This is a genomic window from Streptomyces macrosporus, from assembly GCF_039533145.1.
GTDB classification, from domain to species: Bacteria; Actinomycetota; Actinomycetes; order Streptomycetales; family Streptomycetaceae; genus Streptomyces; species Streptomyces macrosporus.
This window is the reverse complement of sequence record NZ_BAAASZ010000008.1, coordinates 1-22818: the sequence shown is the minus strand read 5'-3', so window position 1 is coordinate 22818 and position 22818 is coordinate 1. Positions and strand designations below refer to the sequence as shown.

Below are 22818 nucleotides of genomic sequence, written 5' to 3'. Positions count from 1 at the left end.
CGTACGGCGGGAACCGCCCGACCGATCCGCCGGCGGAAGGCTGCGCCCGGAGGCGCCGGACCGGTAGGCTTTCCGTGTGATCTTCAAGCGAATCGGAAACGGGCGGCCCTACCCCGACCACGGCCGGGAGAGCACCCGCCAGTGGGCGGACGTCGCCCCACGGCCGGTGCGTCTTGACCAGCTCGTCACCACCAAGGGACAGCTCGACCTGGAGACCCTCCTCGCCGAGGACTCCACGTTCTACGGCGATCTGTTCGCGCATGTCGTGAAGTGGAACGGCGACCTCTACCTGGAGGACGGTCTGCACCGCGCCGTACGGGCGGCCCTCCAGCAGCGACAGGTGCTCCACGCCCGCGTGCTCGAACTCGACTGACGTCCGCGACCGTCCCGGCCCCGTTGCCCCTTTCGGGGCCTCCTGCGGTACGAGCATTGATCATTTAGTAGGCATTGCGCGGTTGGCGCACTACGCTGCGCCCATGAGCATGCTCACTCCCCCCGGCATGGGCGGTAAGTACCGCATCACGGGTAACAGCTACCCGCGCATGCGTCGCCCGCGCAGGCGCCGCAGGATCGCCGTCACCACCCTCGCGGTGACCGTCGGCCTCGGAGCCCTCTCCTGGGGGACGGTGGAGCTCGTCGACGTCTTCACCGGCGGCGGCACCACGGTGCGCGCGGCCGGCGAGGGACGGGCCTGCGAGCCCGACGACACGGTGAAGGCGGGGGCCGTCAAGGACGCCGAGCCCTCCGGGAAGCCCACCGCCGGCGCGCTCCCCGAGCCCTCCGCCGTCACGGTCAACGTCTACAACGCCACCACCCGCAGCGGCCTGGCCAAGGAGACCGCGGAGGCGCTGAAGAAGCGCGGCTTCACGGTGGGCGAGGTGGCCAACGCCCCGGCGTCCCTGGACAAGAAGGTGAAGGAGGCCGGGCTGCTCATGGGGCCGCCCGCCGCGCACCGCACCGGCGCGTTCGACGTCCTCCACACCCAGCTCCCCCAGGCGCGGATCAAGGAGGTCGACCGCAAGGGCGACGAGATCGACCTGGTGATCGGCAAGGCGTTCAAGGGCCTGGCGAAGGAGAAGGACGCGCGCGAGGCCATGGCGGCCCTCGCCAGTCCGTCGCCCTCGCCGTCCCCCTCGACGTGCTGAGCGGGCGCCCCGCCGCCGACCCGTCCCGGGGCCGGGCCCGGCCCCGGTCCTAGCCCGCCGTCCCGTACATGCGGTCGCCCGCGTCGCCCAGGCCGGGGACGATGTAGCCGTCCTCGTCGAGCCGCTCGTCCACCGCGGCGGTCACCACGGTCACCGGCCTGCCCTCCAGCTCCCGCTCCATCAGTTCCACGCCCTCCGGCGCCGCCAGCAGGCAGAGCGCCGTGACGTCGTCGGCGCCGCGCCGGATCAGCTCCCTGATCGCGGCCACCAGCGTCCCGCCGGTGGCCAGCATCGGGTCCAGGACGTACACCTGACGCCCGGAGAGGTCGTCCGGCATCCGGGTGGCGTACGTGGACGCCTGGAGCGTCCGCTCGTCGCGGATCATGCCGAGGAACCCGACCTCGGCGGTCGGCAGCAGCCGCACCATCCCGTCCAACATGCCCAGCCCCGCCCGCAGGATCGGCACCACCAGCGGACGCGGGTGGGAGAGCCGGACGCCCGTCGTCGCCGTCACCGGAGTGGTGATGTCCACCGGCTCGATGCGCACGTCCCGGGTGGCCTCGTAGGCGAGCAGGGTGACCAGCTCGTCGGCGAGCCGCCGGAAGGTCGGTGAGTCGGTGCGCTCGTCGCGCAGGGTGGTGAGTTTGTGCGCCACCAGCGGGTGGTCGACGACGTGAATCCGCATGCCACGACAGTAACCGAGGCCCCGAGCGGGCTCGCACTGGCGTACAGGCGTCTTTTCGGGGGACAGTGGACAGGTAAGACCGGAGGTGTGGCCGCATGCCCGAACCGAGGGACCAGCACGACGACAAGCCCGACTCCCGTAGGGCGTCCATACGTCAGGACCAGCGGAAACGTCAGCCTCGCAGGCAGCGCCAGGAGTCTCCGCAGCGGTACGACGAATCCGGGGAGGCCGGGAATGACGCGGACGCCGAGACCGTCGAGAGCGACATGGACCGGCGTCGCCGCCGGGCGGTCTTCCTGCGCGAACTGAACGAGGCGAAGGCTCTGCGCGAACGGGTTCAGCCACGCCGCGCCCGCGCCGCGCGCATGCGGCAGGCCATGCGGATGCGGACCTTTCGCTGGTAGTCCGCCGCAACACCCACACGACGCACAGCCGAAGACCTCTCGCCGGACGCCGGTTTCTGCCACGATTCCGATTGGGCGGGGCGCGGTCCCGTCAGCACTCGGGCACCTGAAACCAGTGGGAGAGTCACGGTGTACTTCGCCGCACTGCTCGCGCGCACCGAAGACGGGTGGGAAGCGAGCGACACGGAACTCGACGAGGTCGAGACCCTCGCCGACCTCGCCGACCTGGCCCGGGAGGCCGCGGAGGACGACGAACCGGTTCTGATCTGCATCGAACAGGAGGGCGTGTGGTTCGGCGTCGTCCGTGTGGAGGGCGAGGAGGACCCTCGCATCTTCGTCTCGGACGCCGCCGCGGCGGCCCGCAGCTCGTACGGGGAGATCCTGCTCACCGACGAGCTCCTGGGCCGGGAGCCGGACGACCGGGAGGACCTCGACCTGCTCGTGGACCTCGACGGCACGGAGGACGGCGAGCCGGTGCGGGACGACGAGGAGGACGAGGACGGCGTGGCCGGCGCCGACGCCCTCCCGGCGGGCCCGGTCGGCGACGCGGACCTGCTGGCCGACTTCGGCCTGGACGAGAAGGTACTGCTCTCGCTGACCTCGGAGGACGCGCTGAGCGAGATCGCCGAGGCGCTCGGCTGCACGGACATGCTGGAAGCCGTGCGGTAACCCGTGCGGCGGGACGTTCCGGCGGACGGGGAGACTGGCCGTATGAGCGAGCCACCGTCCGCCGGACAGACCGAACGGGCCGAACGGGCCGACCGGACCGGGCAGATCGATCGGCCCGGGCGGCCCGGGGAGCGAACCGAGGAGAGGGAACGGACCGACCCGCTGCGCGACCCGTGGCGGGCGGCGATGCGTCATGCCCTGGACGAGGCCGCGCGGGCCCCGGAGACCGGCGACGTCCCCGTCGGCGCGGTCGTCCTCGGCCCGGACGGCGCCGTCCTGGGCCGCGGTCGCAACGAGCGCGAGGCGACCGGCGATCCGACGGCGCACGCGGAGGTCGTCGCCCTCCGCGAGGCGGCCCGCACCGTCGGGGAGTGGCGGCTGTCCGGCTGCACGCTGGTGGTGACGCTGGAGCCGTGCACGATGTGCGCGGGCGCGATCGTGCTGGCCCGCCTGGAGCGGGTCGTGTACGGGGCGGTGGACGAGAAGGCGGGCGCGGTCGGCTCGCTGTGGGACGTCGTGCGGGACCGCCGGCTGAACCACCGGCCCGAAGTGATCTCCGGCGTGCTGGCGCGGGAGTGCGGGACGCTCCTGACGGACTTCTTCCGCGCGCCGCGACGGTCCTCGGAGGGCCGGGGCGCCCCTCGACCGAATACCGATTTCGGAGCACGCCCTCCCGTGGGCTAAGCTTCGTCCCGGTAGCGTGTCCGAGCGGCCGAAGGAGCTCGCCTCGAAAGCGAGTGTGGGGGCAACTCCACCGTGGGTTCAAATCCCACCGCTACCGCAGCGGACGAAGGGCCTCCTTGCGATCGAGCGCGATCGAGGGGGCCCTTGGTCGTCTCTTGGCCGCATCCTCGGCCGTCTCCCGGCCGCCTCGTTGGCCGTCTCCGCCCCGACGCGCCCGCCCCCGTCCCCGCCTCCGGGTCCCGCGCCCGTACCGTCCCCCTGGGACCGCCGGACCGCTCCGGATAGACTCTCGCGACCGCGTGAACGGTCTTGTTCGGGGATGTGCGGGGAGAGGCAGGGCTACGTGGACGTCAAGAAGGTCGCGCTCTACATACTCCTCGTCTTCATCCTGTACACGATCATCACCTCCCCCGAGCGTTCCGCCGAGCTCGTCGGCGTCGGCTTCGAGGGCATCTCCAGCGCCGCGAAGGGCGTCGGCGCCTTCATGACCGAACTGGTGAACTGAGCCCGCCCGTCCGTACGTCCACCCCCCTCCCGGGTGAACCGCCGGGCTTCCCGGCGTGTCCCCCGCCCTGCCCCGGACGGGCGTCAGCCGTGCGCCCACCCGCACCAACACGGAGTTATGCGGTGCTTGCGCAGGGTGCATATAACTTGTGATGCTATGACCGCTTTTGCCGGACGAGTCTCGACCACGAAGGGGTTGGACGAACGGTGGCGGCCACGCAGACCCTTCCCCAGCCCCCCACCGGGGCGGCCCCCAGCCGTCGGAGCGCGGAGACCCGTGCCCTGACCCAGGTGCTCTTCGAGCGGCTGTCCGGCCTGGAGCCCGGCACCCCCGAGTACGACCGGGTGCGCGGCGCCCTCATCGAGGCCAACATCCCCCTCGTCCGCTACGTCGCCGCCCGGTTCCGCAGCCGCAACGAGCCGATGGAGGACATCGTCCAGGTCGGCACCATCGGCCTGATCAACGCGATCGACCGCTTCGACCCCGACCGCGGGGTGCAGTTCCCCACCTTCGCGATGCCGACGATCATCGGCGAGATCCGGCGCTACTTCCGCGACAACGTCCGCACCGTCCACGTGCCGCGGCGGCTGCACGAGATGTGGGTGCAGGTCAGCAGCGCCACCGAGGACCTGACCGTGCTGCACGGCCGCTCGCCCACCACCGCCGAGATCGCCGAGCGGCTGCGGATCAGCGAGGAGGACGTCCTCGCCTGCCTGGAGGCCGGCCGCGCCTACCGCGCCACGTCCCTGGAGGCCGCCCAGGAGCGGGAGGACGGCCTGCCCGGGCTGATCGACCGGCTCGGCTACGAGGATCCGGCGCTGGACGGCGTCGAACACCGCGATCTGGTGCGGCACCTGCTGGTCCAGCTCCCCGAGCGGGAGCAGCGCATCCTGCTGCTGCGGTACTACCGCAACCTGACCCAGTCGCAGATCAGCGCGGAGCTGGGGGTCTCCCAGATGCACGTGTCCCGACTGCTGTCGCGGAGCTTCGCCCGACTGCGTGCCGCAAATCCCATCGATGCGTAACCCTTGCGGGTGACACTCGTTCAGGCGCATCCCCATTCCAAGCTGTGCAGTTTTATCGACATGGGGCTACGTCGTGTTGCCTACTTGTGACATTCTGCAAGAACTGCGTTTGCCGCGACGGCGCCGCCGGTATCCACCGAGAGGTGCTTCCCTCACGCCCGAGGGTGCCGCCGCGACCCGTCCGCGACCTCAAGGGGGTGGCATGTCCGTAGAACTGGGCAGCTCGAAGGTGCTCGCCGAACCCGAGCCCAAGGCCGACGACGCCCCGTACGTTCCCTCAGACTGCGACGCCATCGACACCCGCACCCTCTCCCGCTCCCTGTTCCAGCGGCTCGCCTCCCTCGACGAGACCAGCCCGGAGCGCGCCTACGTCCGAGACACCCTCATCGAGCTGAACCTCCCGCTCGTCCGCTACGCGGCGGCCCGGTTCCGCAGCCGCAACGAGCCGATGGAGGACATCGTCCAGGTCGGCACCATCGGCCTGATCAAGGCCATCGACCGCTTCGACTGCGAACGGGGCGTGGAGTTCCCCACCTTCGCGATGCCGACGGTCGTCGGCGAGATCAAGCGCTTCTTCCGGGACACCTCCTGGTCCGTACGCGTCCCCCGGCGCCTCCAGGAGCTGCGTCTGGCGCTCACCAAGGCCGGCGACGAGCTGTCGCAGAAACTCGACCGCTCCCCCACCGTGGCCGAACTGGCCGCCTGCCTGGGGGTGTCCGAGGAGGACGTGGTGGACGGGCTGGCCGTGGGCAACGCCTACACGGCCAGTTCCCTGGACTCCCCCGCCCCGGAGGAGGAGGGCGGCGAGGGGTCCCTCGCGGACCGGCTGGGGTACGAGGACAGCGCGCTGGAGGGCGTGGAGTACCGCGAGTCGCTCAAGCCCCTGCTCGCCAAACTCCCGCCGCGCGAGCGGCAGATCATCATGCTCCGCTTCTTCGGGAACATGACGCAGTCGCAGATCGGTGAGCGGGTGGGCATCTCGCAGATGCACGTCTCGCGGCTGCTGACCCGCACGCTCGCGCAGTTGCGGGAGGGCCTCATCGCGGAGGAGTGACCGCGGCCCGCCGCGGAGGGCCCGGCAGAGCACCTCGAAGGCACCCGAGACAGACGGCACACATAAGACAGCCGCCGGACGGCACATCCGTCCGGCGGCTGTCCCGCTTCTCGCGCTCTCGTTTCCTCGTGCGGACGCCCGGGCGATGCCGGTCGCGGTCAGGAGAGCGCCAGCCAGGCGACCGCGGCGACGACCGCGACCACCGCGACGATCCCGACGATCAGACCGACCCTGGGACCGGAGGAGGAGGTCGTCGCGGCCGTGGGGCGCGGCCCCTCCTCGTCGACGAAGGCGCGGAACATCTGCGTGCTCCCGGCCGGGTCGTGGTTGCCGGCCGGGCCTTGGGGTGCATGGGGGTTGTGAGCCATGGCCATGGACCCTAGCGAACGAGACACCGGCAGGTCACCCCGGTCACGTCCCGCGCAGCCCACGGGCCGGCCGTATCCCGCACTTGGTCATGGGCACACCCAACCTTGGTGAACTGTTTGCCCGCCCGCGCCCTTTTTCATTTGCTTGGCTCAACCAACGAAACATATGCTTGCTCTAAACAAAGATATTCCCGGAGCGCGAGGGGGTGCCCGATGACCCAGCCCGATCCGTACACCGGTCCGTACGAGGAACTCGCCCGGCAGATCGGTTCCATCGGAGCCGTCCGGCGCGAACTGGCCCGCTCCCTCCCGCACGACTGCCCGCCCGCGGCGGCGATCGTGCTGATGCTGCTGGGCCGGCACGGCGAGATGCGGATGAGCCGGCTCGCCGATCTGATGGGCATCGACATGTCCGTCGTCAGCCGCCACGTCACGCACACCGTCGACCAGGGCTGGGTCGACCGCAGGCCCGACCCCCTCGACGGCCGGGGCCGGCTGCTGCGGCTCACCGAGAGCGGCGAGCGGCTGCTGACGGAGATGCACCGGCGCACCACCGAGACGCTCGCGCACCGCCTCCGGGGCTGGTCCGAGGAGGACGTGGTCCGCCTCACCGAGTTGCTGGCCCGGCTGCGCGCCGACTTCGGCGAGCACGAGCACTCCGGCCCGTCGGGCGCGCCCCGCGCCACCGCGTCCCCCTGAGAGCCTCCGGGGAACGCCCCGAGCACCGCGTCCGACAAACCCCCGACAGAACCCGGCAGAACCCGGCGGAGCCCGACGGCAGCCGACGGAAGCGGTGCCTCGACCCGTCGGCACCGCACCGGAGCCGAGCCACCGGCATCCCGGCACGCGCCCCGGAAGCGCCCCCCTACGGGGCTCGACACCACACGACACCCGCAGGAAGAAACAGGAAAGCAAGGAGCGCATGGCAACGTCCACACCATCGAAGTTGCGGAAGGGCGGGAACGCCCACACCGCGCAGGGCGCCGAACCGGCGACCATGACGCACCGGCAGATCATGGAGGCGCTGTCCGGGCTGCTGCTCGGCATGTTCGTCTCGGTCCTGTCCTCGACGGTCGTGTCCAACGCCCTGCCCGAGATCATCTCGGAACTGGGCGGCGGCCAGAGCGCGTACACCTGGGTGGTGACGGCGGCACTGCTGACCATGACCGCCTCCACCCCGCTGTGGGGCAAGCTCGCCGACCTCTACAGCAAGAAGATCCTGGTGCAGTCGGCCCTGGTCCTCTTCGTCCTGGCCTCCGCCGGCGCGGGCCTGTCGCAGGACACCGGCACGCTGATCGCCTTCCGGGCGGTGCAGGGCCTGGGCGCGGGCGGTCTGGCCGCGCTGTCCCAGATCATCATCGCCGCGATGATCCCCCCGCGTGAACGCGGCCGGTACAGCGGCTACATCGGCGCGACCTTCGCCGTGGCCACCGTGGGCGGTCCGCTGCTCGGCGGCGTGATCACCGACACCTCCTGGCTCGGCTGGCGCTGGTGCTTCTACGTGGGCGTGCCGTTCGCGATCGTCGCGCTGCTCGTGCTCCAGAAGACGCTGCACCTGCCGGTGCTCAAGCGGGAGAACGTCGCGGTGGACTGGCTGGGCGCCGCGCTGATCACCGCCGCCGTCTCGCTGCTGCTGATATGGGTGACGCTGGCCGGGGACAGCTACGCCTGGCTCTCCTGGCAGACGTACACGATGGTCGGCGCCTCGCTCGTCCTGGGCGCGGCCTTCGTCCTCGTCGAGTCGCGCGCCGCCGAGCCGATCATCCCGCTGCGGCTGTTCCGCAACCGCACGATCACGCTCACCGCGCTGGCCTCGCTCTTCGTCGGCATCGCGATGTTCGGCGCGACCGTCTTCCTCAGCCAGTACTTCCAGCTCGCCCGTGGCCAGTCGCCGACGATGTCCGGCGTCATGACGATACCGATGATCGTCGGCCTGTTCGTCTCCTCCACGGTCTCCGGCTGGGTCATCACCCGGACCGGCCGCTGGAAGGCGTGGCTGGTCGCCGGCGGCGTGCTGCTGACCGCCGGGCTCGGCCTGCTGGGCACGATGCGGTACGACACCCCGTACTGGAAGGTCGCCGTCTTCATGGCGCTGCTGGGCACGGGCGTCGGCATGATGATGCAGAACCTCGTCCTGGCCACCCAGAACCAGGTCGCCCTCTCCGAACTGGGCGCGGCCAGCTCCGTGCTCGCGTTCTTCCGCACGCTCGGCGGCGCGGTCGGCGTCTCCGCGCTGGGGGCGGTGCTCGCCCACCGCATCACCGAGTACGTTCGCGACGGCATGGCCGGGCTCGGCGTGCCGGCCGGCGGGGCCACCGGCGGCGACGGCAGCGCCATCCCCGACCTGGACGCGCTCCCGGCTCCGGTCCGCACGGTCGTGGAGAGCGCGTACGGCCACGGCGTCGCCGACATCTACCTCTACGCCGCCCCGATCGCCGTGGTCGCGCTGCTGCTGGTCCTCCTCGTCAAGGAGGTGCCGCTGCGGACGGCGGTCGACGTGGAGCGGGACGCGGACGGCGCCGCGAGGAGCGCGTCCTGACCTTCCGCGCACCCGCGCTCCGAACCCCACGGGAAGGCCCCGGCGGAAACCCGCCGGGGCCTTCCCGCGTCCCCGGTCGTTCGGCGGTGTGCTCCAGCAGCGGACCCTCATGCCCGAGATGCCCGCGGCCCTCGTCGATCCGCCGGCGCAGGCCGGACTCCCCGAAAAGGGGTGGATGTTTCACGGGAAACATCGCAGTACGACAAACCGCTGATATGGGTCAGCGGTTTCCCTCCGACGGGCCACCGCCGCCGGGCGCCCCCGGTCCCACGACGTTCCCACCCCGCCCGATCCGAGGCGTCCAAGCCGGGTACGTGCGCCGGGCCGGTCGCCCCTGCGGCTTCACGGACGTCACCGGACCTCGAACCACGGGAGGGGGGGCCGCGCGTTCGAGGCGGCCGACAGCGCCACCGTCGGAGGCGGCGCCTCCCCGGAAGCCCTCACCCGCCTCCGCGGCCCACCGCCCCGCCCCAAGCGCCGCCGGCGCGCCTGAGGGAGCGACACGCGCCCCCGGCCGGGCGGGTCACGTCCGGGACGCGGCGCGCAGCAGCCGGAGTTGGCCGATCTCGGCCACGTTCTTCATCAGCTCGGAGTTCACCCAGGCGACCATGTCGGCGACGGTGTACGCGGGGTCGCCCTGCCACGGGAACGGGGCGGTGGCGTCCAGGTCGGCGTCGGCGAGCCCGTCCAGCGCCGCCGTCCACTCCTCGCGCAGACCGCGCAGCCACGCGACGGCCGCCCCGCCGTCCCCCGGCCACACGACCTCGGTCCGCTCCCGCGGCGTCCGTCCCCGCGCGTGGTCGAGGGCCGTGCCCCACCACCAGCCGATGTGCCAACTCAGCCAGCCGACGGTGGGGACGGGAACGGGGTCGGGCTCGGTCTCCGCCCAGTCGGGCACCCAGGTCCCGTCGGCGGTCCGGCGGACCGTCCAGCAGTGGGGCGCGGGCTCCCACAGGAAGTCCCCGGGCTCCAGGCGCTCCAGGTGGTACTCGAACAGCGACCAGGTCAGGTCGAACTGCCGGCGCAACAGATCACGTCGGGAAACACTCACCGGCCGACCCTGGCACAGCGCCGTCCCACCCGGAAAGCGGTTATCCGACGCCCCCCGCGTGACGGAGCCCGCACGCGATGGAGGTCACACACGACGGAGGCCCTGTCGATCTCTCGACAGGGCCTCCGCCTGCTGCGCGCTCGGCAGGATTCGAACCTGCAACCTTCTGATCCGTAGTCAGATGCTCTATCCGTTAAGCTACGAGCGCTTGACTTCCCGGTCCTTTCGGCCCGGCCGTCGTTGCGGGAACAACATTACATGACCTCCGCCCAGAGGCGAAATCCATTGGGTCAACCCGCTCTGACCTGCGGTGATTCCCGGCAGCAGCCTCACGGCACCCCGACGGCGGCCGACGCGTCCCCCGGCGCCACCCCCGGACACGCCCCGGAAACGACCGAAGCCCCGACCCTGTGGGCCGGGGCTTCGATGATCTCGAAGACCGAGCGGAGGCTCCGGGATTTGAACCCGGGATCGGGGGTAACCCGAAACCGCATTAGCAGTGCGGCGCCATAGACCAGACTAGGCGAAGCCTCCCCACGCACCGCGGTATCGCAGCGCGTGTGCAGATGATGGCACAGCTCGGCGGCTGTCTCCAATCGCCACCTACGTTACCCGGCCGGCGGTTCTCCGGGCAAAGCCCTTTCCCCCTGGTGGCGGGCCGGTGGCGTGGCGGGCGAGTGGAGGTGCGCAACGGCGCGCGCGGTGGCGCGTTAGAGGGGGATGGGAGAGGAAGCGACCCGCGCTCCCGCGGGTCCACCCGCGCGCCACCTTCCGGGAGTCGCCATGTTGCGCCGTACCGCCGCCGTTCTCGCCGGAGCCGCCGTGCTGACCGCGGTCGCCGTGCCGGCCGCCGCCCGTCCCTGGCCCTGGCCGAGGCCGCTCGTGCCGCCGCCCGCCCGGCAGGACCAACTCACCGTCGTCGTCTCCGAGGAGGGACCGACCGCCGGGCGGACCGAGCCGGCCCACCGGACGTACACCCTCGAATGCCACCCCGCCGGCGGCAGCCACCCCGACCCCCTCGCCGCCTGCGAGGCCCTCGACCGGGCCTCCCGGGGGTCCGGCGACCCGTGGGCCCCCGTCCCGAAGGGCTCCATGTGCGCCCAGGTGTACGGCGGTCCCGCCACCGCGCGGGTCACCGGAACGTGGCGCGGCGGCCCGGTGGACGCCTCCTTCGAACGGACGGACGGCTGCGAGATCGCGCGCTGGAACGCGCTCGTGCCGGCCCTCCCCGACCTGGGCACGTGACCGATCTCATACGCCGGTGCCCGCCGGGGGCTCACGTTCTCCTCACGCTCCCCACGCATCCGCCGTCGCTTCCACCACCGCTGGCCGTAGACTCCCCTGTGAGTGGCACGCACGGGAGAACGGCACACCGACCGCGTTCCCGGTACTGTCACGGGGCACCAGCTGGTCAGCAGGGAGGATGCGTCGTCGTGAGCAGCAGGCCATCCCGAGGCGCTGCTCGCCTCGCCGCCATACTCGACGCCCTGCCGGACGCGCTGCTCCTGGTGAACTGCAACGGCACGGTCGTCAACGCCAACAGCATCGCGCTGGAACTCTTCGAGACGCCGGGCACGGCCTTGGTCGGCCGCGGGCTCCTGGACCTGCTGCCGGACTTCGACTCCAAGCTCATCCCCGGCTCGATGCGCCGCCCCGACGACGTCCCCCACCCCCGCACCAAACCGACGCGGATGGTGGCGCGGCGCACCGACGGCACCCAGTTCATGGCCGAGGTGACCAGCGCCAACCTGGAGGACGGGCGCACCCCCTACGAGTCGTCCTTCGAGGCCGCCTACGCCGACCACGGCAACAGCTACACCGGCGACGAGCTGCTCATGCTCGTCGTCCGCGACCTCACCGGCACCATCGACACCGAGGCCGAGCTGGCGCGGCAGCAGCGCCAGACCGAGATGATCCTGCGCGCCGCCGCCGAGGGCGTGGTGGGCGTGGACACCGACGGCCGGGTCGTCCTCGTCAACCCGGCCGCCGCCCAGATCCTGGGCTACCGGGCGAGCGACCTGGGCGGAAAGATGCTGCACCCGTTGGTGCACCACTCGCGGCCCGACGGCAGCCCCTTGCCGTACGAGGAGACGCCGCTCGCGGACACCCTGCGCTCGGGGCGCAAGCACCGGGTGCGCGGGCAGGTGCTGTGGGCCAAGGACGGGCGCGCGATCCCGGTCGACCTGACGACCGCGCCCGTGCGCGACGGCGACCAGCTCGTCGGCGCGGTCCTCGCCTTCACCGACCGCACCGCCTACGACGCCCTCGCGGCACGGCACCGGCAGTTGGTCTCCCTCCTGGAGAGCGGGCTGCGCGGGCCGCTGGAACAGCTCCGCGGCGAGCTGACCGGGCTGGCGTCCGACCCGGCCGGGCAGCTCTGGCCGGAGGCGAACCAGACCCTCCACTACCTGGCGGCGGGCTACACGCGTATGACCACGCTGGTGGACAACGTGCTCGGCTACCAGCGGCTGGACGCCGGCGACGAGAAGCTCCGGCTCGCATCGGTCTCCCTGGAGGACGTCGTCTCGGCCGGTGTCGAGGGCGCGGTCGAGCTGATCGGGCCCGGGCGCGCGCAGTTCGCGGTGCACGCCCCGCCCGTCGCCGTGGAGGTCGACCCGGTGCGGCTGGCACAGGCGCTGGCCCATCTGGTGGCGGACGTGGCGGGCGTGGACTCGACCGGCAACGCGCAGGGGCCCGCCTCCGGCGACTCCACGATCGTGGTCGCGGCGGCCCAGCGCGGGGACGTCGTGCGGATCGAGGTGCGCGGCCCGTACGGCGGCGGCAACCCGGTGCACGAGCCACTGGTGCGCGGCATCGTGAAGCGGCACGGCGGCGTGCTCCAGACCCACCGGATGCCGGGGGCGGGGGGCGCCGGCGCCTACGTCCTGGAGGTGCCGGTGGGCTCCCCGGACCCGTCGGTCGTGAAACGCGCGACCCGCGGGAAGGACGAGGCGCGCCCCGCGGAGGCCGCGAACCCGGCGGGCGCGGCGGACGGTCCGGCGACCGGTACGGAGGGTTCCGCCCCCGCCTCCGCCGGACGTGTCGGCGGCGCGATCGCCCTGCCCGCGGGCCCCACGGCGGGCCCCACGGCGGGCGTCCCGGCGGACGCGTCCGCACAGCCGCCCGCTCAGGTGCCCGCACAGCCCCCCGCTCAGGTGCCTGCTCGGACGCCCGCCCAGGCGCAGCCGTCCGCGCCCGCGGTGCCGGACGGTACCGGCGGTGGCACACCCGTCCCGGCCGGCACGGGACGCCGCCGGGCGCGGCGCGCGCTGGCGCCGGTCGAGGAGCGTCTGGAGGGCGGCGCCGACAGCGGCGAGCACGCGATGCCGCAGCCGCCCGTGAACGGGACGGGCGCACCCGCCCTCCCCCAGCAGCAGACCAGGCCGTCCGGCCGGCGCGCGCGCCGGGCCGCCGAGGTCGAGGCCGCGCCCGTCCAGGCGCCGGAGCAGCGGGCGGCGTTCGCGCTGCCGCCCGCCCCCACGCCCGCGCCGGCCCCGCCGCAGCAGGCCCCGACTCCGGCCCGGAACCCGGACCACACCCCGGCCCAGAGTCCTGCCCAGAGCCCGGCCCAGCCTCCCGCGCACGCCGGATTCGCGGACCCCGAGGCCGCGGTTCCGCCCGGGACGGACCGGCCGACCGGACGCCGTCGCCGCGTACCGCCCGCCGAGGAGATGCCGCAGCAGCACTCCGCCGAACCGGCCGCCGCGCCCGGGCCCGAGGCCCCGGGCGGTGCCGCGCCCGCGGGGGAGCCCGCCGAGCACGGCCACGCCAACGGCGCCGAACAGCCGCAGCGTCCCGACCTCACCGTGGTCGCGGCCAGCCCCATCCTGGGCGGCGCCGTCCCGCCCACGACCGCGCCCCGGCAGCGGGCGCTGCCCATGCCGGGCAGCGAGACGGCCCCGGAGCACTCGTCCGGCGTCAGCGTGCGCACGCTCGGCCAGGGCGTGCCCTTCGCCCGGCAGTCGAACGGCGCGCACTCGGGCCAGTACCCGATTCCGCAGCAGGGGCAGCCGCAGGGACAGCAGCAGGCTCGGCAGCACTCCGGCCAGCACGCGCTCCCGCAGTCCGCCGCCGCGCAGCCGCCCGCGCCCGCCCAGACGCCCCCTCCGGCCGCCGGGCCCGGCCGTCGCCGCAAGCTCGCGGCCCCTCCGGAGGAGGGCGAGCGCGCCACCGCGGCGGCCGCCGCGGCCGGCGCACCGCCGCACGTCCAGCCCCAGCAGCCCCATTTCCCCCACCCCACGGCCGCTCCGCACACCTCCACGTCCGGCGGACGGGAGTTCGCGATCGGCGCGCCCGAGGCCGGGGCCGAGGGACCGGAGCCGCTGGACGGACCGGGCGGCGCGGTCGAGGTCACCGGCAGCCACGGGGCGTCGGTGCCGGTGCCCGACGACGAGCTGCCGCCCGAGCCGCTGGACAACCCGCGGCGGCTGCTGGTGTGGCCCGAACCGGACGTCTCCACGCAGCAGGCCCTGACCGACCGCGGCTACCGTCCCGTCATCGTCCACTCCCGCGAGGAGGTGGACGCCCAGATCGCGGCGTACCCGGCGGCCCTCTTCGTCGACCCGCTGACCGGCCCCATCACCCGTACCGCCCTGCAGTCGCTGCGCCAGGCCGCCGTCGCCGCCGAGGTGCCGGTACTGGTGACGGCCGGGCTGGGGCAGGCGACGCGGGAGGCGGCGTACGGCGCCGACCCGGCCGTCCTCCTCAAGGCCCTGGCGCCGCGCGACAGCGAGCAGCACCCGCCGCGGGTGCTGCTGGTGGAGGAGCGCGTCGAGATCGCCGAGGCGTTCGCGGCGACGCTGGAGCGGCGCGGCATGCAGGCCGTGCACGCCCCCTCGGACGCGGAGGCGGTGCAGATCGCCGCGCAGGTCCGGCCGAACCTGGTGGTGATGGACCTGATGCAGGTGCGTCGCCGCCGCGCCGGGATCATCGACTGGCTGCGGGCGAACGGCATGCTCAACCGCACCCCGTTCGTCGTCTACACCTCGGCCGGCATCGACCCGAACGAGCTGCACCGCCTGGCCTCCGGCGAGACGGTCCTCTTCCTCGCGGAGAGGTCCACGAGCGCGGAGGTGCAGTCGCGCATCGTGGACCTGCTCGCGAAGATCGGCGCCAACTAGAGACCGGTCGGAGGCCCGCCGGAGGTCGTCCGGAGCGGACGGAGCGTCCCGTCCGGAGGGGGCCGAGACGGCCGGTGGGCCGGCCCGGAATCCCGGACCGGCCCGCCGCGAACCGCTCGGCCGGCGCCTCGGTCAGAGCTTGGTGACGTCCAGCTCGCCCTTGGCGTACTGCGCCCGGAGCACCTTCTTGTCGAACTTGCCGACGCTCGTCTTCGGCACGGCCGGGATCAGCGTCCAGCGCTCGGGGACCTGCCAGCGGGCCACCTTTCCGGCGAGGAAGTCGCGCAGCTCCTCGTACGAGACCTCCCCCGCGTCCTCCTTCAGGACGACCGTGGCCAGCGGGCGCTCGCCCCACCTCTCGTCGGGCACGGCCACGACGGCGGCCTCGGCGACGGCCGGGTGGCCCATGAGGTGGTTCTCCAGCTCCACGGACGAGATCCACTCGCCGCCGGACTTGATGACGTCCTTGGCGCGGTCCGTCAGCGTCAGGTAGCCGTCGGGGGTGATCACGCCGACGTCGCCGGTGCGCAGCCAGCCGTCCGGGCTGAACTTGTCCTCGGGGCGGATGGGGTCGGCGTCCGCGCCCCCGTAGTACGCCCCCGCGATCCAGGGGCCGCGCACCTCCAGCTCACCGGCGGACTCCCCGTCCCAGGGCATCTCCGAGCCGTCCGGGCCGATCAGCCTGGCCTCGACGGAGGCGGGGAAGCGGCCCTGGCTGATCCGGTACGACCACAGCTCCTCGTCGCTCAGCCCGGCCGGCGGGTGGGCGACGGTGCCCAGCGGCGAGGTCTCCGTCATGCCCCAGGCGTGGACGACCTTCACCCCGTGCTGCTCCTCGAACGTCCTCATCAGGGACGGCGGGCAGGCCGAGCCGCCGATGGTGACGTGCTTCAGGCTGGAGATGTCGCGCGGCTTGGCGGCCAGCTCGGCCAGCAGCCCCTGCCAGATGGTGGGGACGGCCGCCGAGTGCGTGGGACGCTCGGCCTCGATCATCTCGGCGAGCGGGGCGGGCTGGAGGAAGCGGTCCGGCATCAGCAGGTTGACGCCGGTCATGAAGACGGCGTGCGGCAGTCCCCAGGCGTTGACGTGGAACATCGGCACCACGGGCAGCGTGGTGTCGGCGTCGGTCAGCCCCATGGACTCGCCCATGTTGACCTGCATCGAGTGCAGGTAGATGGAGCGGTGGGAGTAGACGACGCCCTTGGGGTCGCCGGTGGTGCCGGAGGTGTAGCACATGGCGGCGGCCGTGCGCTCGTCCAGCTCCGGCCAGTCGTACGTGGTCGGCCGCCCGGCGATCAGCGCCTCGTACTCGTGGACGGTGGGACGGCAGCCCGCCAGGAGGGAGGTGTCCCCGGGGCCGACGACCACGACGTGCTCGACCGTCTCCATCTTCGGCAGCAGCGGGGCCAGCAGCGGCAGCAGCGAGCCGTTGACCAGGACGACGCGGTCCGCGGCGTGGTGGACGATCCACACGAGCTGCTCGGCGGGGAGCCGGAGGTTGAGGGTGTGGAGGATCGACCCCATGGCCGGGATGGCGAAGTACGCCTCCACGTGCTCGGCGTTGTTCCACATCAGGGTGGCCACCCGGTCGTCGCGGGCCACGCCGAGCTCGTCGCGCAGGGCGTGCGCGAGCTGGGCCGCGCGCTCGCCCACCTCCGCGAACGTGCGGCGGTGCGGCTCGCCTTCCCCGGTCCAGGTCGTGATCCGCGACTTGCCGTGGACCGTGCTTCCGTGGCGCAGGATGCGCGAGACGGTGAGCGGTACGTCTTGCATCGTGCTCAGCACCGGGGCCTCCCGAGTTATGCGGGCGCTACGTGTGGGTAACGCGGGCGTTCCCTCGGAAGACTGCCACCGACCGGTCGGTATGTCACTAGGTGGGAGCCCGGTATGTCGTCCCGACATGGCGTCGTTCCGCCGGCGCGGCCCGTCAGGCGGCGGCTCTCAGCCCGTGGCGCTCCCCGCCCCCGAGGCTCCCACGCCTCCCGCGGCGCACCACGACCGCGCCGCCTTCCCCCTGCACGTCGTCCGCGCCGTGCACGCCGTCCGCGCCGTCCGCGCCGCCCTCCGCGAGCCCGAACACGTCCGCCGCGAGCCGCGGGTCCTCGCGGAGCTTGGCCAGCGCCCGCGACACCGCGCTCTTGACGGTGCCGACCGAGACCCCCAGCACCTCGGCGGTCTGCGCCTCGCTCAGGTCCTCGTAATACCGCAGGACGACCATGGCCCGCTGCCGGGGCGGGAGCCCCAGCACCGCCCGCCACACCGCGTCGCGCACGGCCTGCTGCTCGGCGGGGTCGGCCACCGGAACCGGTTCCGGCTCGGGCAGCTCCTCGCAGGAGTACTCGTCCACCCGGCGCTTGCGCCACTGCGAGGTGCGCGTGTTGACCAGCGCACGGCGCACGTAACCGTCGAGCGCGCGCTGGTCCTCGATCCTCTCCCACGCCAGATAGGTCTTGGTCAGAGCCGTCTGGAGCAGATCCTCGGCGTCGCACGGATTGGCGGTGAGCGAGCGGGCCGTGCGCAGCAGTACCGGCCCGCGCGTCCGCACGTACGAGGTGAACGTCAGCGGCGTCACGGTCGCGGTGGTCCCATGCGTGGTCATGGCCCAACGCTATGAGCCGGACCCTCCCCTCGAATCGGCCACAGGTGCCGACATCGGCTCCCTCTCAGGGTGGAGGTACCGCGCCCTCCGCACCTCCCCCAGGGGGAGGGGGAGGAGTTCCCGGATCAGGGTTCGTTCCGCCCTTCCTCCTCCACACGCACGACGGTGCGGCCGCACTCCCCGAGTGCGGCCGCACCGTGCCATCCCTTCTCCCATCGGGCACCGACCGGTTCCCCGCCCGGCCGGCGCCTTCGGCTCACCGGAGCCCGTGAAGCGGACGCACCGCCGCGACGAGGCGGACGGTGCGGGTACGTGCCATGTTCTGTCCTCCTGTTGTGGCGAGTGCTTCGAGTGCTTTCCGATCCAACGACGTCGCGCAGCAAGGCTGCCCGCCGAAAACCCCGCGAACCATCGGCGACGCCTCATTCGCTCGCAAGAATGACGACGTGTCGATAAACCTCTCGTGCAACCACAAAACCTTTCGCCTCGGCCAGGCCAACGCCGCGACCGTCCACGTCCCCGCCACAGCGCGTACCGGTCCACCGACGGCGACACCGCCGGCGCGGCCTGAACGGGACGCCTGATCGTCACGCGTGTCGCCGCTCCCTCACCCCACGACAAGCGCCGCCCCGCGCTCCCCGCCTTCCCCAACCCCGTCGACTACGCGGCCCCCGAAGCCGGCTTCCCCATCACCCGACCCCAACCGCCCTTCCTCGAGGCGCCCTTACCACCCGACCTCCCGAAGCACGGCCCCGGCGACCTCGCCCACGGACCCATCGGTGGCGTCGACCGCGAAGTCCTCGACCCGAGTCCGATCGAGAATCCGATCCAACTCCTCCACCCGATCCAGATGCCAGCGCAGCCCCCCGGGGTCACCGTCATGCCGGCGGACAAGGCGCTGCCGCACGACCGTCAGGTCGGCCCGCAACCGGCACACCGCCAACTCGCCCCCGACCGCGTCCTGGTACCGCTTGCGGTTCTCCCTGCTCTCGGCCACCCCGGCGAGGACGAGCCGACTCACACCGGCGTCCAGGTAGTTGCCCGCCACACAACCCAGATTCCGCAGCAGTAACCCGAAGTTGAAGGGGTCACCCGCGGGCGTCGGCCACGCCCGGCGCAACGAGTCGAGGTCCACCACGGCGTTGGGCACCCCGGCCTCGGTGAGCAGACCGCCCATGGCATCGGCCACCGACGTCTTCCCAACCCCGACGGTCCCGTTGCTCAAAAAAGCACGGCAAGCCCCACCATCAAAACCCATGCCTCAGACCCTACGAACCACCCCAACCGGCAACGGCCACACGGCCAAAGCCCCCGCCCACGCGTGCTGGTCGGGGGCCGTGCGGGTGTGAAGCTTGACCCCACGATGATGCCGCCACCACGGCGGTTTTCAAGATCGCTGCGGTATCCGGCAGGAAGACGTACTGACCTGGGCTGACCCTGTCCCGGGCCCGGTGGCAACCCCTCCTGGCCCACACATGGCCCACGAAGACCTCAACACCTCCACCGTCGGCACGCTGAAGCCTTTCGTCCCGAACCACCGGCACCACAGTCGCTGAAGTCCCCTCGCTAGTTCAGGCGGTCACCTGGGGCTGCTGGTTGGTTCCGGTCGCACTGGTTGCTGCGCAGCAACGGGGCACAGTAGCCAGCACGACCGCTTCCAGGCCGCGTCTGCCCTGGTCAGAGACTGACCACGGGTTGTGGAGGTGACCCCGGCCAACCGTGGCTGTGCGCTGCTGTTGGCGTACGGGTCGGCGGGCCAACCTGCGCCTGCTTGTGATCGGGCTGTTAAGGGCCTTATCGCAGTGGCAGACTCTTTGCATGCCTGAGACAAGCGGAGAAATGCTGCGGAACTGGCTACTGACTGCCGTCATGGACCTAGGAGGTTCGGCTCCTCGCGCTCAAGTACATGAGCGAGTGCTTCAAATTTTTGGCCACCTATTCACTCCTGAGGACCACGCTCCCCGAGTCGGACGCCCTGGCAATGAGCCAGCATGGAGAAACAATCTAGATTCCCTTTATGATCGACTCAAGAAATCAGGAGTGATGGAGCGTTCTCACCGAGGAGGTCCATGGAAACTTTCTCCCAGCACGAAAGCTAGGCTCGCCCGCCTGAGCACCCCAGTCAAAGAAAGCGACCTACTTTCTGATTTCAGACCAAAAGACAGCGGAGAATACCTAGCGAAGGTGCAAGGTCGGACCCTGGTCAAGTCGAGGATCCATGAGGACATTCTGAGGTCCTACGGGCTGGCAATAAGCGCGCATGGGTGGCATCCTTCTACGAACGTCCATCCGCGAGACTTGGAGTTGCGTCGAGACGGGAGGGTGTGGCTAGCGGAAGTAAAGGTGGTGTACCAAGGAAACGCCACGGAAGCAGTCCGCGCAGCGCTTGCACAGCTTTTCGAATATCGGCACTTCCATTACCCCCTCGACTCCCCCCCTGGCCTGCTAGCTGTCTTCAGCGAGCCGATAGGTGAAGCGCACGTATCTTTTCTGGACTCTCTGTCCATAGCTTCCGTGTGGAAAGTTGGAGAAGTCTGGAACGGAAGCCGTCCGGCGCTAGGAGCGGAGTTGGTGCCTTAATCCGGCACAGGAATTTCAACCGAGGAGAGGAACGCGGTGCAACACGTTTTCCAAGCCTATGGGTGCTGCTGAGCGGTGCGTCCGGGGTCGTTCACCTGCGTCTATGCCCGTCCGGTGGTGAGGCTTGGCCGCTGCCACTGCACCGATCCGAACGGGCGCGGACGCTGGTGAATGAGACGGAAACTGAGACGGCCGACGCTGGGCTGCGCCGGCCGCTCGTCCGCAGTGATCTCTTGGCCCGTAGCTCTGCAGAGAACGGTCGCTGGCGGCCATACCGGTCATTCGAGAACTCTGAGGAACGTTGCTGAGTGGGGCCAGTCGCTGTGGTCGCTGCACTCCAATGCTGTACTGCAACCGCATCGGGCCCGGTACAGGCGTACGTCCTGGCACGGCTTCGCTAACTCGGCTTACCCTGCACCTTGTCGATCTTGTCGTAATGGGCGCGGCAGAACGCTACGAGATCATCCGCGTGTATGGCCCCGTACTCCTCCGGAGCCAGAGCCTCGACGGCTTGGATGATCTGGTGGGCTGAGGCTGAGCGATACCCTTCAGCGCTGTCTCCGTCTGAGACGGCTACTCCCCAGTACTTCACCAAAACCGGAGAATCCTGGAAGCTGCGATATGTCTTCGTGTCTCGGAGGTCTCTGTCTGTAATCTCGACGTTCAGTCCCTCCGATAGCGCTTCGCGGGCGTAGGTCAGAGCCGCGTCGAGACTCAGCGTGTAGAGGGTCAGCGGGCGCCCGTTGGGCTCGCGTGGGATAGCCATATCCGCACCTTACGGCCTACCCGCGGTCGGCGGGGTCTCACTGGCTAAACCGACTGCCGGGGCCGCCATCCACTAGTTGAGGACGGCGGCCCACACCTGACACAAAGTGTGCGACCTCATCCTTACCAGTTCGACCTCCCCCCGGCGTGGTCTCGGCCCACGTCGCGCACCAGTGGCGTACGTGGCTGCCGCTTGTTGCCACCGTCCATGCTCGTTAATGTCAGCGTTGGGTGTCAGCGGAAAAGCACCGAAACCGGGCAGACCTCCAACGGTTTGTCCGGCCGATCCGCCCAGCTACACCACACATGCCGATCCGCACACCTCCCCAGCGACTGGCAGGCCCGCCGGCCGTCGTCCTCCCGTTCAGAGAGCACCAGGCCGCCCGGACTGCATGGGCTGGTTGCACTTGGGACAGGCCGGGACATCATCGGCCATGCGGCGAACCCTAGCCGAGTGACCTCTTCATCCCGAAGCAACTTGCGTCGGCGCTCAAGCAGGACCACCTACACCGTTCTCCGCAACAGTCGTGTCAGTAGGTGTTTCGCGTGATTGAGATTCCACGGGGCTCTGTGACGACGCCACAAGCTGAGGCAAAGAAGACGACAGGATAGTTGACTCCAACTCTCCAGAGACCACAGCCTGGATCAGAACGTCGTTTGCCTCACGCGCCTTTTGTTGACCGCGCATAATAAGAAGCCAAGCGCAGGGAACGAACAAGAATACGCCGGAGCTGCTATTGACTGCGACGGCGCTCGCAAGGACAGACAAACTGAGGCCGACGTTCACTCTCAAATCTGCCTCTGCCGCTGCGCGGTCATACGTGCCGTAGAGATCTATACTCCTCGCCTGGAGTCGAATAGCCAACTGGTCGAGTTCTCCACCGAACCTGCCCATTACTGAATAAAGATCTACCTCCTTCCCTCCGATATGTCGAATATGTACGGCTAGATCGATAAGGGCAGAGCGAGAGGCACGACTACCCCATTCGGGTCGCCGAACGCCGGTCCAGGATTCCGCGAAGGAAAGTGGTGCATTTAGATTTGCGGGGCCTCGAATGGTGGTTGGACTCTCGGTCCATTGCAACATTCTGGGGTCGTTGAGCTGGCTCCCCAATGGTCTCCTCAAGATCTTCTGACGGAGGATCCACCACCATTCAGAAAACCTGAACCAGTGAACTATGGAGCGAGCTCGGATTTCAAGAAGGCTGCCAATTAGATACGCTGCAAAGCTGACGGCGGCAAGTGTTGCTGCTGTGCCAACTGTAGCGCTTAGCTGATATGCACTCTTCCATATTCCTCGCGCTTCACTCCTCTTGGGAAAGTAATCGAAAAACGCAATCCAGAGAGTGATTATCCAGATGTAACCGGCCGCCAAGGGAGCCCGGATTTCTCGAATTCCAGGGAGCAGATTTGCGAGCATGGCTTTATTCTGCACCAAGGTGCAGGTTGCTTGGGCGGTTTTTGCACAATCGAGGTTGGTGGAACGGCTTTGGGCTGGAGCGGCTTTGGCGCGAGTGATCATGGCCACGTAAGCTTCCGGCGCGTCGGGCAGTCTGTGGACCTGCCTGTTACAAGTCATCTCATTTGGCGAGTCGGCGGTAGCAGATGAGAGTGCAGGCGATGCT

At 70.6% G+C, this 22818-nt stretch carries 18 protein-coding genes, 3 tRNA genes and 2 pseudogenes; 13 read left to right on the top strand and 10 right to left on the bottom strand.

The features are described from left to right. The first annotated feature begins 76 nt into the window (after positions 1-76). Positions 77-373, top strand: coding sequence for a type II toxin-antitoxin system VapB family antitoxin (locus ABD335_RS05240; RefSeq protein WP_031508611.1), 297 nt, complete (start codon positions 77-79; stop codon positions 371-373). Positions 374-476: 103 nt separating this feature from the next. Then, on the top strand, positions 477-1145 hold the full coding sequence (locus ABD335_RS05235) for a LytR C-terminal domain-containing protein (protein ID WP_344320890.1): 669 nt from the start codon (positions 477-479) through the stop codon (positions 1143-1145). Positions 1146-1194: 49 nt separating this feature from the next. On the opposite strand, the gene upp is transcribed toward ABD335_RS05235, so the two are convergent. Then, on the bottom strand, positions 1195-1830 hold the full coding sequence (gene upp / locus ABD335_RS05230; protein ID WP_344320889.1) for a uracil phosphoribosyltransferase: 636 nt from the start codon (positions 1828-1830) through the stop codon (positions 1195-1197). A gap of 95 nt (positions 1831-1925) precedes the next feature. On the opposite strand from upp, the gene ABD335_RS05225 reads away from it, so the two are divergent. The 7 genes from ABD335_RS05225 (at position 1926) to ABD335_RS05195 (ending at position 6171) form a co-directional block, all read left to right on the top strand. After that, entirely contained in the window at positions 1926-2234 is a 309-nt protein-coding gene (locus ABD335_RS05225; RefSeq protein ID WP_425583548.1) for a hypothetical protein, read from the top strand. Positions 2235-2363: 129 nt separating this feature from the next. Beyond that, a complete protein-coding gene (locus ABD335_RS05220) occupies positions 2364-2903 on the top strand; it encodes a tRNA adenosine deaminase-associated protein (protein WP_344320888.1) in 540 nt (179 codons plus the stop codon). A 186-nt stretch (positions 2904-3089) separates the two neighbouring features. Continuing rightward, on the top strand, positions 3090-3587 hold the full coding sequence (gene tadA, locus ABD335_RS05215; protein ID WP_344321079.1) for a tRNA adenosine(34) deaminase TadA: 498 nt from the start codon (positions 3090-3092) through the stop codon (positions 3585-3587). 10 nt (positions 3588-3597) lie between these two features. Continuing rightward, a tRNA-Ser gene (locus ABD335_RS05210) sits at positions 3598-3684 on the top strand. Positions 3685-3906: 222 nt separating this feature from the next. Further along, a complete protein-coding gene (locus tag ABD335_RS05205) occupies positions 3907-4092 on the top strand; it encodes a hypothetical protein (RefSeq protein ID WP_344320887.1) in 186 nt (61 codons plus the stop codon). 206 nt (positions 4093-4298) lie between these two features. Continuing rightward, positions 4299-5117, top strand: coding sequence for an RNA polymerase sigma factor SigF (locus tag ABD335_RS05200; protein WP_344320886.1), 819 nt, complete (start codon positions 4299-4301; stop codon positions 5115-5117). A gap of 202 nt (positions 5118-5319) precedes the next feature. After that, on the top strand, positions 5320-6171 hold the full coding sequence (locus tag ABD335_RS05195; RefSeq protein WP_344320885.1) for an RNA polymerase sigma factor SigF: 852 nt from the start codon (positions 5320-5322) through the stop codon (positions 6169-6171). Positions 6172-6329: 158 nt separating this feature from the next. Here ABD335_RS05195 and ABD335_RS05190 read toward each other — a convergent pair whose 3' ends face one another. Next, positions 6330-6539 carry a hypothetical protein gene (locus ABD335_RS05190; RefSeq protein ID WP_344321078.1) on the bottom strand — a complete coding sequence of 70 codons (210 nt, stop codon included), beginning with the start codon at positions 6537-6539 and terminating at the stop codon, positions 6330-6332. 213 nt (positions 6540-6752) lie between these two features. Between ABD335_RS05190 and ABD335_RS05185 the strand changes: the two genes are divergently transcribed. After that, positions 6753-7238 carry a MarR family winged helix-turn-helix transcriptional regulator gene (locus ABD335_RS05185; RefSeq protein WP_344320884.1) on the top strand — a complete coding sequence of 162 codons (486 nt, stop codon included), beginning with the start codon at positions 6753-6755 and terminating at the stop codon, positions 7236-7238. Between the two features lie 298 nt (positions 7239-7536). Next, positions 7537-9063 (top strand): annotated as a pseudogene (locus ABD335_RS05180) (MDR family MFS transporter); the annotation flags it as partial. Positions 9064-9601: 538 nt separating this feature from the next. Here ABD335_RS05180 and ABD335_RS05175 read toward each other — a convergent pair. The 3 genes from ABD335_RS05175 to ABD335_RS05165 all read right to left on the bottom strand — a co-directional run bounded on the left by ABD335_RS05175 (position 9602) and on the right by ABD335_RS05165 (position 10663). Next, positions 9602-10129 carry a DinB family protein gene (locus ABD335_RS05175; protein WP_344320882.1) on the bottom strand — a complete coding sequence of 176 codons (528 nt, stop codon included), beginning with the start codon at positions 10127-10129 and terminating at the stop codon, positions 9602-9604. A 135-nt stretch (positions 10130-10264) separates the two neighbouring features. Next, positions 10265-10337: transfer RNA gene (locus ABD335_RS05170), tRNA-Arg, on the bottom strand. A 236-nt stretch (positions 10338-10573) separates the two neighbouring features. Further along, a tRNA-Ser gene (locus tag ABD335_RS05165) sits at positions 10574-10663 on the bottom strand. 249 nt (positions 10664-10912) lie between these two features. Between ABD335_RS05165 and ABD335_RS05160 the strand changes: the two genes are divergently transcribed. Both ABD335_RS05160 and ABD335_RS05155 read left to right on the top strand, forming a co-directional pair. Then, entirely contained in the window at positions 10913-11374 is a 462-nt protein-coding gene (locus ABD335_RS05160) for an SSI family serine proteinase inhibitor (RefSeq protein WP_344320881.1), read from the top strand. Between the two features lie 188 nt (positions 11375-11562). Next, on the top strand, positions 11563-15249 hold the full coding sequence (locus ABD335_RS05155) for a hybrid sensor histidine kinase/response regulator (RefSeq protein WP_344320880.1): 3687 nt from the start codon (positions 11563-11565) through the stop codon (positions 15247-15249). A gap of 132 nt (positions 15250-15381) precedes the next feature. Here the strand turns inward: ABD335_RS05155 and ABD335_RS05150 are convergent, their stop codons facing one another. The 5 genes and pseudogenes from ABD335_RS05150 to ABD335_RS05130 all read right to left on the bottom strand — a co-directional run. Further along, complete coding sequence (locus ABD335_RS05150) at positions 15382-17034, bottom strand: long-chain fatty acid--CoA ligase (RefSeq protein ID WP_344320879.1); 1653 nt, start codon at positions 17032-17034, stop codon at positions 15382-15384. Positions 17035-17335: 301 nt separating this feature from the next. Further along, positions 17336-17848 (bottom strand): annotated as a pseudogene (locus ABD335_RS05145) (SigE family RNA polymerase sigma factor); the annotation flags it as partial. A gap of 724 nt (positions 17849-18572) precedes the next feature. Continuing rightward, positions 18573-19037 carry a hypothetical protein gene (locus ABD335_RS05140; RefSeq protein ID WP_344320878.1) on the bottom strand — a complete coding sequence of 155 codons (465 nt, stop codon included), beginning with the start codon at positions 19035-19037 and terminating at the stop codon, positions 18573-18575. A gap of 1788 nt (positions 19038-20825) precedes the next feature. Continuing rightward, positions 20826-21194 (bottom strand): hypothetical protein, encoded by a 369-nt coding sequence (locus ABD335_RS05135; protein WP_344320877.1) that lies wholly within the window; start codon positions 21192-21194, stop codon positions 20826-20828. Positions 21195-21683: 489 nt separating this feature from the next. Next, a partial coding sequence (locus tag ABD335_RS05130) for a hypothetical protein (protein WP_344320876.1) occupies positions 21684-22818 on the bottom strand: 1135 nt, incomplete at its 5' end.